Origin of the sequence: Mixta theicola (assembly GCF_002895925.1) — a bacterium.
Taxonomy (GTDB): Bacteria; Pseudomonadota; Gammaproteobacteria; order Enterobacterales; family Enterobacteriaceae; genus Mixta; species Mixta theicola.
The window spans coordinates 52,391-65,671 of the sequence record NZ_NWUO01000001.1 but is presented as its reverse complement, the minus strand read 5'-3'; the positions used below and the strand labels follow the sequence as shown (position 1 = coordinate 65,671).

General features: G+C 52.8%; 12 protein-coding genes. 7 read left to right on the top strand and 5 right to left on the bottom strand.

The features are described from left to right. Nucleotides 1-31: 31 nt before the first annotated feature. The 3 genes from COO59_RS00340 to COO59_RS00330 all read right to left on the bottom strand — a co-directional run bounded on the left by COO59_RS00340 (nucleotide 32) and on the right by COO59_RS00330 (nucleotide 3,913). Nucleotides 32-1,711 (bottom strand): sulfatase-like hydrolase/transferase, encoded by a 1,680-nt coding sequence (locus COO59_RS00340; protein WP_103057861.1) that lies wholly within the window; start codon nucleotides 1,709-1,711, stop codon nucleotides 32-34. A gap of 282 nt (nucleotides 1,712-1,993) precedes the next feature. Then, nucleotides 1,994-2,884, bottom strand: coding sequence for a dihydrodipicolinate synthase family protein (locus COO59_RS00335; RefSeq protein ID WP_103057860.1), 891 nt, complete (start codon nucleotides 2,882-2,884; stop codon nucleotides 1,994-1,996). A 147-nt stretch (nucleotides 2,885-3,031) separates the two neighbouring features. Then, entirely contained in the window at nucleotides 3,032-3,913 is an 882-nt protein-coding gene (locus COO59_RS00330; protein ID WP_103058244.1) for a MurR/RpiR family transcriptional regulator, read from the bottom strand. Between the two features lie 324 nt (nucleotides 3,914-4,237). On the opposite strand from COO59_RS00330, the gene COO59_RS00325 reads away from it, so the two are divergent. Genes COO59_RS00325 through nanQ form a run of 4 tightly spaced genes read left to right on the top strand, consistent with a single transcriptional unit; the run spans nucleotide 4,238 to nucleotide 7,809 of the window. Then, entirely contained in the window at nucleotides 4,238-5,728 is a 1,491-nt protein-coding gene (locus COO59_RS00325) for an MFS transporter (RefSeq protein WP_103057859.1), read from the top strand. 49 nt (nucleotides 5,729-5,777) lie between these two features. Next, nucleotides 5,778-6,467, top strand: a complete 690-nt coding sequence (locus COO59_RS00320) for an N-acetylmannosamine-6-phosphate 2-epimerase (protein ID WP_103057858.1) — start codon at nucleotides 5,778-5,780, stop codon at nucleotides 6,465-6,467. Continuing rightward, complete coding sequence (nanK, locus tag COO59_RS00315) at nucleotides 6,464-7,333, top strand: N-acetylmannosamine kinase (protein ID WP_103057857.1); 870 nt, start codon at nucleotides 6,464-6,466, stop codon at nucleotides 7,331-7,333. Before COO59_RS00320 ends, nanK begins: the two co-directional genes overlap by 4 nt. Before the next feature lie 2 nt (nucleotides 7,334-7,335). Then, a complete protein-coding gene (gene nanQ, locus COO59_RS00310; protein ID WP_103057856.1) occupies nucleotides 7,336-7,809 on the top strand; it encodes an N-acetylneuraminate anomerase in 474 nt (157 codons plus the stop codon). Between the two features lie 284 nt (nucleotides 7,810-8,093). Here nanQ and COO59_RS00305 read toward each other — a convergent pair whose 3' ends face one another. Beyond that, entirely contained in the window at nucleotides 8,094-8,972 is an 879-nt protein-coding gene (locus tag COO59_RS00305; protein ID WP_103057855.1) for an ROK family protein, read from the bottom strand. A 377-nt stretch (nucleotides 8,973-9,349) separates the two neighbouring features. Between COO59_RS00305 and COO59_RS00300 the strand changes: the two genes are divergently transcribed. The 3 genes from COO59_RS00300 to COO59_RS00290 all read left to right on the top strand — a co-directional run bounded on the left by COO59_RS00300 (nucleotide 9,350) and on the right by COO59_RS00290 (nucleotide 12,743). Further along, nucleotides 9,350-9,850 (top strand): thioredoxin family protein, encoded by a 501-nt coding sequence (locus COO59_RS00300; protein WP_103057854.1) that lies wholly within the window; start codon nucleotides 9,350-9,352, stop codon nucleotides 9,848-9,850. Between the two features lie 91 nt (nucleotides 9,851-9,941). Further along, nucleotides 9,942-10,958 carry an NADPH-dependent aldehyde reductase Ahr gene (gene ahr / locus COO59_RS00295; RefSeq protein ID WP_103057853.1) on the top strand — a complete coding sequence of 339 codons (1,017 nt, stop codon included), beginning with the start codon at nucleotides 9,942-9,944 and terminating at the stop codon, nucleotides 10,956-10,958. Nucleotides 10,959-11,468: 510 nt separating this feature from the next. After that, nucleotides 11,469-12,743 carry a Glu/Leu/Phe/Val family dehydrogenase gene (locus tag COO59_RS00290; protein ID WP_103057852.1) on the top strand — a complete coding sequence of 425 codons (1,275 nt, stop codon included), beginning with the start codon at nucleotides 11,469-11,471 and terminating at the stop codon, nucleotides 12,741-12,743. 86 nt (nucleotides 12,744-12,829) lie between these two features. Here COO59_RS00290 and COO59_RS00285 read toward each other — a convergent pair whose 3' ends face one another. Continuing rightward, on the bottom strand, nucleotides 12,830-13,072 hold the full coding sequence (locus COO59_RS00285; protein ID WP_103057851.1) for a hypothetical protein: 243 nt from the start codon (nucleotides 13,070-13,072) through the stop codon (nucleotides 12,830-12,832). Nucleotides 13,073-13,281 lie beyond the last annotated feature (209 nt).

The window sequence follows — 13,281 nt, the reverse complement described above, 5'->3', positions numbered from 1 at the left end:
AGACGCCCGCCATCCGATGCTGGTTTACAGGTTATTGCTCTTCATTAATCGCATTTTTAATGTTGGTGAATTTCTCCTGGTTAATCTTACTCAACGGCGGTTTGCTACCCAGGAGAAAATCTTTCGCCTGTGCGGCCATCGTTTTCACCATCTCCGGGTGTTTGGCGGCCAGATTATTCGCCTGCTGCAAATCGTCGAGCTTATACAACCCAAGCTGCTTGTCTTCCAGCGTGTAAACAAGCGAGTAGTCGTTACTCCGTACGGTGTATGAGAACTGGCTCAGATCTTCTGTATTAGGATTGTGGGGATAATCATTGGACTCTTTACGCACATACTTGTGATACCCGTCCCAGAATGGAATGTTCTTCTCATCAAACCAGTGCGAATAAGAAGTGACCCAGGTCAGGTATTTGTGCGGTTCCCCCTGTTTCTGCTGCTTCAGATAAGGCAAAAGGGAAGTACCATCCAGCTTCAGGTTTGCGGGCGTCGTAATCTGCGCAGCATCCAGTGCCGTTGGATAGAAATCCATTGCTGAAATCAGCTTGTCGTAGTTTCCCGGCTGCAGCTTTCCGTGCCACCACATAAACATCGGTGTATGAGTGCCGCCAGGATAGGTCTGGCTCTTGTAACCTTTTTGCGCACCGTTCAGCGGCAGCGGGCCGTCAATAACCGCGCCATTATCGGAGGTAAACAGAATGATAGTGTTATCATACTGCCCCGTTTCTTTTAATTTCTCCAGAACGCGTTTTACCCCCTGATCTACCGAATAAACGGCCGCATAGAAGTTATCTGTAGTGGGGCTACCGGTATTAAACATTTTCTGGTACTGCTCAGGTGCCGGATTATCGTTTGGCAGATGCGGGGCGTTATAGGCTAAATAAAGCATAAAGGGCTGATCCAGCATTTTTGCCCTGTCGATCGCCGCGATCGCCTCATCCGTCAGCTGATCGCTGATATAGCCTTTTGCCGGAATATGTTCACGATTACGGAAAAGAGACGGCGAGTTATAATAAGCGGTGCCCGCCGCGTGGAAACCCATAAAATAATCAAAACCACGGTTCTGAGGCTGCCATTCTTCCGCTGAATAAGTGGTGAAATTATCGTGATAATCACGGGTCTGCTGCTCTTCCGGCACCGGAACATTACTTATTTTAGACAGATGCCATTTACCAATAGCAGCAGTATAGTAACCATGATTCTGGAATAATTCTGGCAGGAACGTTTCATCTAACGGAATACCGTCCTGGGCGTCGGTATTGGAATAGACGCCAAAGCGGGCAGGGGAACGCGCCGTCATAATAGCGGCTCTGGACGGGCCGGAAACACCATGCGCCACGTAGCCATTCGTAAAGCGAACGCCTTCATCCATTAATGATAATAAAGTAGGAGTGGATTTTTTCGCGGCCTCAATCGCTTTATCTATTCCTGTTTTATAGGTATCCACCACCTCGCGGTTGGCCATCGATTGCGGATCGAAAGAGCGTTGATCAAAGGGTAATTGCCCATAACCTAAGTCATCCATCGTCAGAACGATAATGTTTGGTTTACCCTTTGTACTATACTCGGTAGGGGTAAAATCAGAAAACGCGACGTTGGTTTTCGTCGCTTTAAGCTTAACATTTTCGGCCTGGGCGGCAGGAGCCAATAAACCAGATGCCAGTATAGTCGCTACCGAAGCTGCGATTGTTCCTTTACGTAATTTTAACGTCATGAGTAATACCCATTGTTGTGATTATTGGGAATGCTTATTTTGCGATAAAAAATAAGAAAATTCTAAGATATATATCAAGGATCTATAAGGGAAAAAGTTTGACAGGTTCCTGCAGGAGCTATTGAAATTCGCCGTGCTGATAAAGAGGTTTCCGGGAACGGAATAAATAAATTACCTTCGGCGGCAGGTTTCGTTTTGCAAATATCAGGGCCACGACGCTTATTTTATTCAACGCGTAATATTCTCGCCCGCTATCCGGGCGAGAATATTACGGGGCGTTGGCTAAATAAAATCAGCCGCCCGGAATTTTTCCAGCGCAACGCTCTTCTGCTCTGGCGTCATCGGACGCAGCGGACGACGCGGATCGCCAACATCAATGCCATGCAGCTGCATCGCCAGCTTCCCTGCGGCAACGCCGCCGTACTGCACCAGTACCCGAATAATGGCGATCACTTTATCCATACAGGCAGCGACATCCTGATGGTTGCCCTGGTTAAAACTGTCGATCAGACGATGATAAAGCGGTGCCGCATAGTTATAGGTGCTGCCCACTGCGCCAGTTGCGCCACAGGCTAACCCCGCCGGTAAAAACTCATCCACGCCAAACGGAAGATCGAACTGCCCGTTATTCACCCGCAGGCAACGCTGGTATTCATACATATCACCGGAGTTAAACTTCATTCCGGACAAGTTCGGGATCTTATCCGCCGCCTCAATCAGGAACTGCTCCATATCCAGGCTCAGCCCTGACATCCCTGAATGATAGTAATAAAAGCCCTTTGACGGCGCAGCGGCGGCGTTGAGCCGGCAGTATTCGACCAGGTCTTCAACGGTTGAGGGTTTAAAAAAGCAGGGGCCAATCACGGAGGTGGCGAAAATATCTAATGTGTCAGCATGGCGGCTCAGCGCCAGGGAGTCCGCAATGCTCAGCGCGCCCGTATGTAGCGTAATGCTTAATTTCCCGTGACTTGCGGCAACCCAACGTTCGGCAATCTTTTTACGCTCATCAACGGAGCAGTGGATACCTTCTCCGGTCGTACCACAGACGTAAACGCCTTTCACCCCCTGGCCGATAAGATGCTCGGCCAGCCTGTCGATAACGGGATAATTAACCTCTCCATTGGCGTCAAAAGGGGTATGCGGTGCGGCGATAAGACCTGTTAGCTTTTCCATGTAAACCTCAATTGGTGTTTTGCTTCTTAATAATAAATTAAATGAAGTATGGCTCCAATTTAGGTTTTAATGATGCCTGTTGCAACAGGATCTGGTCAGGTGCAAAAACGGGAGTAACAGATTGTGATCGACAGCACTAATTTCCGCTTAGCGCGGCATCGTCAGGGCATCCATGGTCCGCAGCTTATTGGCTTTTGCTTGCTCAGGATCTTTCTGGACCAGCAGGGCATAGATGAGATCCAGAACAAATAGCTGTGCGGTTTTGGTGCCGATGGAGTCGCCCTGCAAGCGTCCCTGCCGGTTGCCATTAATCAAAGTAAAATCAGCGGCTTTGCTTAATGGCGAGCCCAGGTTATGCGTTAAGGCGACGGTCACTGCACCAGCCTCCCTGGCCAGATTAAGCGCATGCGTTGTTTCCGGGGAATTTCCCGAATGGCTTATCCCGACGGCGACATCGCCGGCTTTGAGCAGCGAGGCCTGCATATACATAAAGTGGTTGTTGGTTAAGGCATCTACGCGTAAACCGATTCGCATCAGCTTATGTTTCATATCTTCAGCGGTGATACCCGACGCGCCGACGCCAAAAATGTAGGCGCTATTGCAGGTATGTAGCGCATCCACCACCTGCGCAACCTGTTTCATATCCAGTAAATTAAGCGTTTCTGAAAGCACGTTGGCGATGGCCCCCTGTAGTTTCAGGCCAATGATATGGGCATCATCGGTTTCAGCCACTTCAGCATCAAGCAACGCGCTGCTGTCATCGGAATCTACCATCGCCAGCTCAATGGCCAGCTCCATCTTAAAATTCTGGAAGCCTTTATAGCCTAAGAGTCGGCAGAAGCGGATAACCGAAGCTTCACCAGCGTTTATTTCCTGCGATAAATCCGCGATCGAAAGCTGGGTCACCCGGTGGGGCGAGGTAATAATATAATGCGCAATACGTTGCCCTACACGCGTCAGGCTGTTTTGCATCGCCCCCAGAGTATCAAGTATTTTTCCGGCCTTAACCGGTGAGTTTGGATTCTCCATCTCTTCCTGCATTCACGCTGACTGTATAGTGCCCATGATGGGGCAGCGCCTGCGGTCAGGCAAGATAAAGGGATAAAAAACAGCGTAATCAGCGCCGTTTTTTCGCTGCTGAAACGGATAGCGGCTCAGCTGTTGTGAGTTGGATCGACTTTTTAAACCTTCCCACGCTTATCGCTATGACATTGTTCACACATTTCATTACGTACTCTTGTGGTGCTTAGCTTCCAAAAAATAAAGTAAATGGAGTTTTACTTCATATGGATGTGAAACACCCTCCATTATTGGCCCTAAGGCGCAGGAATTTGCTCATCACAGGAGAGCAACATGAGTGGAACCACAAAAACCATTCCATGGTACAAACACCTTAATAAATCCCAGTGGCGGGCTTTTTCTGCCGCATGGCTTGGCTATTTGCTTGATGGTTTTGATTTCGTCTTAATCGCCCTGGTATTAACGGAAGTACAGAATGAGTTTCAGCTCACTACCGTTCAGGCGGCGAGTATTATCTCTGCGGCGTTTATCTCCCGCTGGTTTGGCGGGCTGCTGCTGGGGGCGATGGGCGATCGTTATGGCCGTCGTCTGGCTATGGTCACCAGTATTATTTTGTTCTCTGTCGGGACGCTGGCCTGCGGCCTGGCGCCGGGCTATACCTCAATGTTTATCGCCCGTATGGTTATCGGCATGGGGATGGCCGGGGAGTATGGTTCAAGCGCGACCTACGTCATTGAAAGCTGGCCAAAACATTTACGTAATAAAGCCAGCGGTTTTCTGATTTCCGGTTTTTCCGTGGGGGCCGTTATTGCCGCCCAGGTCTATAGCTTTATCGTGCCCGTCTGGGGCTGGCGTGCGCTATTTCTTATCGGCATCCTGCCCATTATCTTCGCGCTTTGGCTGCGCAAAAATATTCCTGAGACTGAGGACTGGAAAGAGCGCAAGGCAAGCCAGACTCCCGTGCGCACCATGGTAGATATTCTGTACCGTGGGAAACGTCGGCTACTGAATATTGTTATGACCGGCATGGCCGCCGCTGCATTGTGGTTCTGTTTCGCCGGAAACCTGCATAACCCGCTGGTAATCCTGCTTTTATCGCTGGTATGCGCCGTTATTTTTGTCAGCTTTATGGTGCAGAGCAGCGGCAAAAGATGGCCAACGGGCGTTATGCTGATGGTGATAGTTCTTTTTGCCTTCCTCTACTCCTGGCCCATTCAGGCGCTGCTGCCTACCTATCTGAAAAGTGAACTGGCTTATGACCCGGCGACCGTCGCCCAGATCCTCTTTTTCAGCGGCTTCGGCGCTGCGGTGGGCTGTGTGGTTGGCGGCTTTCTGGGCGACTGGCTGGGCACGCGTAAAGCCTACGTCTACAGCCTGCTGGCGTCACAGCTCCTGATTATTCCCGTCTTTGCCATCGGCGGCTCAAGCATCTGGGGGCTGGGGATCCTGCTCTTTTTCCAGCAGATGCTGGGGCAGGGGATCGCCGGGATTTTGCCGAAGCTGATTGGCGGCTATTTCGATACCGACCAACGCGCGGCGGGCCTTGGCTTTACCTACAACGTGGGGGCGTTAGGCGGCGCAGCGGCGCCGGTGATCGGTGCGCTAGTGGCGCAACACCTCGACCTCGGCACGGCGCTGGGCTCGCTCTCCTTCGGCTTAACCTTTGTGGTGATTCTGTTGATTGGTCTGGATATGCCGTCCCGGGTGCAGCGCTGGATCAGACCCGAAGCGCTCCGTACGCATGATGCGATCGACGGCAAACCGTTTAGCGGCGCAGTGACGCGTAACGCTGAAAATCCGGTCTCCTTGTGCGGTAAGCAATAATTAAAGTGCCCGGAAGCGCCGGGCGTGAATTGAAGTTAAGGATGTATTTATGTCGTTGTTAGAGAATCTGGATGCAAGCATTAAACAACTCAGCGGGCTAATCGTCTCTTGCCAGCCGGTGCCCGGCAGCCCGTTAGATAAGCCCGATATTGTCGCTGCTATGGCGCTGGCGGCGGTGCAGGCGGGCGCGGTGGCGGTGCGAATTGAGGGAATAAACAACCTGAAAGCCACGCGACCACTGCTTTCGGTACCGATTATTGGGATCGTAAAGCGCGATTTGGTGGATTCTCCGGTGCGTATTACTCCCTTCCTTGAAGATATTGATGCGCTGGCGCAGGCCGGTGCGGACATCATCGCCTTTGACGGCACAGCGCGCCCCCGTCCGGTGGGCATTGAAGCCATTATTGCGCGGATTCATCACCATCACGTTGTTGCCATGGCTGACTGCTCCTCCCTTGAAGATGGTATCCATTGTCACCGCCTCGGCGCCGATATTATCGGGACGACGCTCTCAGGCTACACCACAGAGATTGTCCCGGAAGCGCCCGATTTGCCTTTAATCCAGGCGCTGAGCGCGCAAGGCTATCGGGTCATCGCCGAGGGCCGCTTCAATACACCTGCGCTGGCCGTTCAGGCCATGCAGCACGGCGCCTGGGCTGTGACCGTAGGATCGGCCATTACCCGCCTTGAACATGTCTGCCAGTGGTATCGCGATGCCCTGACCAGGGAAACCGTATGATAACGCTGGCGATTGATATTGGCGGGACAAAACTGGCAGCTGCCCTGACAGACGCGCAGCAGCAGATTATTGAGCGGCGTACGCTTCCTACTCCCGCCAGCAAAACGCCCGCGGCGCTGCGGGAGGGACTTAACACGCTGATCGCCCCGTTTATCGGGCGAATGCAGCGCGTGGCGGTTGCCTCAACCGGCATTATTCGTCACGGCGTACTAACGGCATTAAATCCGGATAACCTGGGCGGGCTGGCGCAATTTCCCCTTACGGAAACCATTACGCAGTTAACGGGGCTGCCTTGCCTGGCGGTGAATGATGCGCAGGCTGCGGCGTGGGCCGAGTATAAAGCGTTGCCGGGCGGCATTCGTGATATGGCCTTTATCACGGTATCAACGGGCGTGGGCGGCGGCATTATCTGCAACGGAAAGCTGGTGTCGGGCACGCAAGGGCTGGCGGGACATATTGGACATACCCTTGCCGACCCGCATGGCCCTCTGTGCGGCTGCGGGCGTACCGGCTGTGTTGAAGCGATAGCCTCCGGCAGGGGGATCGCCGCACTGGCAACCGACGATCTGAGCGGCATGAATGCGCAAGAGATTTATGCCTTATCCCTGAATGGCCATGCGCAGGCGACGCGATTAATCCAGCAATCCGCCAGAACCATCGCCCGCTTAATTGCGGATCTTAAAGCAAGCTATGACTGTCAGTACGTGGTGCTTGGCGGCAGCGTCGGGCTGGCGTCAGGCTATCTCCCGCTGGTGACGTCATTCCTGTCGCAGGAACCTGCGGCCTTTCACACCACGATTATTGCCGCCCATTACCAGCACGATGCCGGTCTGCTTGGGGCGGCGCTGTTATCCGAGGGTTATTGATTATGATTATTGGCGATATTAGTCATCCGGAATGCGCGGGTCTTTCTCCGGTATTGCTGGCGGCTTTAAGAAAAGCCTTAATGGCAGAGCCGCAGCATGGCGAGCCGGGGCGTTATGATTTGCAGGGAGATGACATCTATATGAATGTCATGCACTTTGCCACTCAGCCAGCAGACACGAAACGCGCTGAGCTGCATCAAGAGTTTATAGATATTCAGATCCTGCTGGAAGGTGAAGAAATGATTCATTACGGCCTCGTTAACAGCGCCAGGCAATGCGACGAATGGCATCGGGAAGAGGATTATCAGCTGTGTGACGTCATTCAGAACCCGCAATATGTGACGCTACGGGCAGGGATGTTTGCGGTTTTCTTTCCGGGCGAGCCCCATAAACCAGGCTTACAGGTAAATCAGAGCTGCGCTATTAAGAAAGCGGTGATTAAAGTTAAGGCGCTTAACGATCCCTCCCTCCCTTAAGGCCGGATGCCTGGTTTTGCCGCATCGCTGTCAGCATCGTGAGCGGACTACGCACCTATCCGGCTGGCGGGCCTTATGGTGATATTCATCAGGCAGGTAAGCCCGTCAAAAGCGCTAAGGTGGTGATGATGATTAACCTGCGCGGCAAGGCAAATGGGGTTCGCCGGGCAGGGCATTGAAAAAAACGGGCGATGAAGCGGGAAAGGCTATCGCCCGCCTGGGCCACGCGCTACACCGTTTGTCGGTGGTGAAATGGCAGCAGCGGAATTAATCAGCGCGCCAGATTACGCTTTTTCCTGCTGGCATTGCAGGAAATGTTTTATCGCGCCCAGCATGCCGGAGTCATTGCCGTAGGTGGCGGTATCCACCCTGATGTCAAGCTCAAACCAGGCCAGATGATAATTGATCTCTTCCAGGAAGGTTTTCCTTTCGGTAATGCCGCCGCCGAGGAAAATACATTGCGGATTAAAGACGTGTGCGAGGTTATATATGCCGCTGCAGAGATCGTGATAAAAATTAGTGACCAGTCGGCTGCAGATCGGATCGTTATTATCGTAGCGGGAAAATATCTCTTCGCCGGTAATTTCTTCCTGCTTTTTTCCGGTATGCATACTGTAGTTTTGCGTAAGGACGCGCATAGTACAGGTGGTATTCATCGTATAGTGACGCACATTCTCGCTGCCCGGACGCGTACTCAATAGGGAACCAAATTCGCCGGCGCGGCACTGTTTACCGCGCACCAGCGCATTGTTGCAAAAAATAGCGCCGCCAATCCCGGTGCCGATGGTCATCATTAAAAAGTCAGACATTTCCTGCGCTTTTCCCAGCCAGCGCTCGGCCAACAGCGCGCAGTTGGCATCATTTTCTACGCTGACGGGCAGCGAGGTTTTCTCCCGCAGCCACTGACCAATATGAAAATTATCAAAATCCCTGATGGCGCCGCCCATAGCGATATAACCGCTGCGTGGATCGACATAGCCAGGAATACTAACGGCCACGCCTTCACATTCATGCTGCTCCAGCCAGGTCAGCACGCCGTCAAGGATCGCCTTACCGGAGTGGTTCATAATATCCTGTTTATCCTGCGATAATATTTCGCCATTATCGGTGACTACGCCCATTTTTAAGGAGGTGCCGCCAATATCAAACGCTGCTATTTTCACTTGATTCGCCCCTTAACTTTTAAAGTTAAAAATAAGTATAGCGTAACGCGGGAAAAGCCCGGCGGGCGGTGAAGTTAAACGATTGACGAAAAAATAACAGCTGTTAAAAAAGCGCCGACACGCTTAATAAGCTATCGATTTTTATCAGCGTATTAAATAACACGCCTCCTGGCGCTTATTAGTGGAAAATAAAATCAATCTGGCGGTAAATAATCATCAACGACAGGCTACGGCAATTTGCAACAGCAGTAGCGCAGGGCGAAAAGGGTCACGATCCGGCGCTAAAGCATGGCCGGGAGCTTGGTGATGATCAAAGGTGTACGCGGCGGCAGTTTCTTTTAAGATAGCCCGCTATCGGTTTTCACTGGAGAATTTCTATGAGCGCATTCGAAACGCTGTTTAAACGGGGAAAAAATACCGCAGAGTTTATCGCTACCGGCACGCCGGAACAGATCGCCGATCTGCAGCGCTGGCAGGCGATGCTGGAAAGTCAGACTGAGGCGGTAGAAAAGGCGCTGGCGCCTGCGCAGCGGGTGGCGGGACGTTTCCGGCTGCTGGTGGCCGCTGAGATGTGGTGTCCGGACTGCCATCGCAACATTCCTCCGATGGCGCTGCTGTGTCAGCGCCTGGCTAATATCGACATGGCCATTATTACCCGTGACGAGGCGCAGCCTTTTATCGACCTGCCGGGCGTTGATCGGGTGAAAATCCCCATGGCCGTGGTGCTTGATGAGGCCTTTACGCCGCTGGGCACCTTTATCGAGCGGCCAGCCTCGGTTGTCAATGGCGGCGCGGAGCAGCTTGAAGCTTATCGCCGCGGCGAGCTGTTAGCGGAAACCATTAGCGATATTAGCGCTATTATCGCGGCGGCCCGCTAACTATCCGCACCAGCCAAACGGCAAGATGCCAGTTTGTTCCGGGCCTTGCTACACTCTTCGCTGGTTCCTTAACGCAATCTGAGGTGGATTAGTGAAAATTAAAAGCTATGCAGCGATGGAAGCCGGTCAGGCTTTGAAACTCTATGAATATGAAGCAGCATCGCTGAGCGCCGAAGATGTTGAAGTCGAAGTAGAGTACTGCGGCGTTTGCCATTCTGATTTATCGATGATCGATAATGAATGGGGCATTTCGCAATATCCGCTGATCGCCGGCCATGAAGTGATTGGTCGCGTTTCCGCGCTGGGCGAGGCGGCAAAAAACAAAGGCCTTTCTGTTGGCCAGCGCGTGGGCATCGGCTGGACGGCGAAAAGCTGCGAGCACTGCGACGCCTGTATTACTGGCGATCAGGTGAACTGCCTGAACGGCAGCGTGCCGACCATCGCTAACAAAGGCGGCTTTGCCGATAAGCTGCGCGCTAACTGGCAATGGGTCATTCCGCTGCCGGAGAAGCTGGATCCCGCATCTGCCGGTCCGCTGCTGTGCGGCGGCATTACCGTCTTCAAGCCGCTGCTGATGCATAACATCACCGCGACCAGCCGCGTAGGGGTTATCGGTATCGGCGGCCTGGGCCATATCGCAATTAAAATCCTGCACGCGATGGGTGCGGAAGTGACCGCATTCAGCTCAACGCCGGATAAAAAACAGTCGATTCTCGATATGGGCGCGGATCACGTGGTAAACAGTCGCGATCCGGAAGAGCTGAAAAAGCTGGCCGGCCAGTTTGATCTGATTCTCAGCACCGTGGCGGTGGATCTTGACTGGCAGCCGTACTTTGCCGCGCTGGCGCCGCGCGGAAAATTCCATACCGTTGGTGCGGTAATGAAACCTTTCGACGTACCGGCGTTCAGCCTGATTCTGGGTGACCGGGCGGTAACCGGTTCTTCCACCGGTTCGCCGGGCCAGCTGCGAACCCTGCTGAAGCTGGCGGCGCGCACCAGTATCGCGCCGAAAGTTGAGTTTTTCCCGATGTCGAAAATCAATGAGGCGTTGGATCACCTGCGTGCCGGTAAGGCCAACTATCGCGTGGTGCTGCAAGCGGATTTCTGACTGGCGCGACGCGCGGAAAGGTAAGTCAGGCGGCGGGATAATCTCGCCGCCTTTTTTACGCTCAGGATTCGGTGGCGGTTGTCGCCCGGCATTATTCAGCGGATGAGAGGCAGCCTTATTTTCAACTTTTTGAAAAAGATAATGATTTCTGATACGGGAAACCATCAGCCGCTGGCGGGTTAATGCTGGCCGGATATTTTTACATTGTCAACTCTGCAAAATAACGAAAATTTAACTTTTTGATCGCTTTCAACTTTCTGAAAAATCAGCAAAAATCTTTTCTATGCATGAATAGTGCATAAAAAATGCATAAAGGCCGCGCGCTTACGGCAGCGGTGAAAGTAACTAATTATTCATCTCTGTTGCGATTGCTTTACGCAAAAACAAATTTTTCTGTCAGGTTGAAAAATTCATCGACGATAATTAATGGTAAATTTATCAGCGCATAGTGATATGCAGGTCATTTCCACGGTTTAACAATATAAATAACTTTGTTCAAAAAGGTTTGTTATGGAAAAGCTATCTTACGCGTCGGAAAGCGGTACATCGGCCTGGAACACCTACCTGCAGCAAATTGATCGCGTTGCCCCTTATTTGGGTGATTTGTCGCGCTGGATTGATACGCTGCGCCATCCGAAACGTGCCCTGATCGTTGATATTCCTTTACAGATGGACGACGGAACCATCCGCCACTTTGAAGGCTTCCGCGTTCAGCACAATCTTTCACGAGGTCCGGGTAAGGGCGGTATTCGTTACCATCCTGACGTGGATCTGAATGAAGTCATGGCCCTCTCCGCATGGATGACCATCAAATGCGCCGCGGTAAACCTGCCTTACGGCGGGGCTAAAGGCGGCATCCGCGTCGATCCTTTCTCGCTGTCAGAGGGCGAGCTGGAGCGCCTGACGCGCCGCTATACCAGCGAAATTGGCCTGATTATCGGGCCGCAGCGCGACATCCCGGCCCCGGATGTCGGCACCAATGGCAAAGTGATGGCGTGGATGATGGATACCTATTCCATGAACCACGGCACCACCGTTACCGGCGTGGTAACCGGCAAACCGATTCACCTCGGCGGCTCGCTGGGCCGTGAAAAAGCGACCGGACGCGGCGTGTTTGTTACGGGCCGCGAAGTGGCAGGGCGCGCCGGTATTGAAATCGAAGGCGCAAAAATCGCCGTGCAGGGCTTTGGTAACGTCGGCAGCGAAGCCGCTCGCCTGTTTGCTGAAGCGGGCGCGCGCGTAGTGGTGATTCAGGATCATACCGCCACGCTGTTTAATGCGGACGGCATCGATCTGCATGCGCTCAGCGAGTGGCAGAACAGCCACAAACAGATTGCCGGTTTCCCTGGCGCGCAGAAAATCGACAGCGAAGATTTCTGGACGACGGACATGGATATTCTGATCCCGGCGGCGCTGGAAGGGCAGATCACCCGTGAACGCGCAGAGAAGCTAAGCTGCAAGCTGGTGCTGGAAGGGGCGAACGGCCCGACCTATCCCGATGCGGACGATATTCTTAAGGCGCGCGGCATTACCGTCGTGCCGGACGTTATCTGTAACGCCGGCGGGGTAACGGTCAGCTACTTTGAGTGGGTGCAGGATATGGCGAGCTTTTTCTGGAGCGAAGAAGAGATTAACGCGCGCATGGACAAGATTATGACCGAAGCGATGGTTCATGTCTGGGATAAGGCGGTTGAGAAAAGCTGTACGCTGCGTACCGCCGCCTATATCGTTGCCTGCGAACGTATTCTGATGGCGCGTAAAGATCGCGGTATCTATCCAGGCTAAGCCGACGGTCACGGTGCTCTGCCGCTGTGAATGCGTCAGGCCCGTCAGCGTTCCTGACGCTGACGGGCCTGCTTCTGGCCTCTGCTTTAATGGGGGTATTTATTCTGCTTAGCGTACTTACGTCCCGCTCTGGCGCGGCTTAACGCATGTGTAAACAGCATCACATCCTCACGCAGCCAGAGACGAACAGAAAGCGGCGCGTGATTCAGCGCCTCAGGCAGCGATACGCCGTCAATGGCGCCGCGATTACAGATAGCACGAATCAGTTCGCTCTCGTTGATACCCGCGTACCGGGCAAACTCCGGGGCGGTTAAATGGTGGCGTCCCATATTTCCTCCTTAAGCCTGCTTCAGATAATGGTTAATACAATTTAGCTTAAGGTTATTTTTTATCCTTTTTTGTGCAGGATTTATTGATCCAGGTCAGAAAGAACGCAGGACTAAAGTAAAGTTTTTTTGCCGTTTCGCTTGATTAATCAGGTATTTATCGGATAACGGAAGGCCAGAAGCGGATGGCACCGTCATCATCCGAAGCGGAG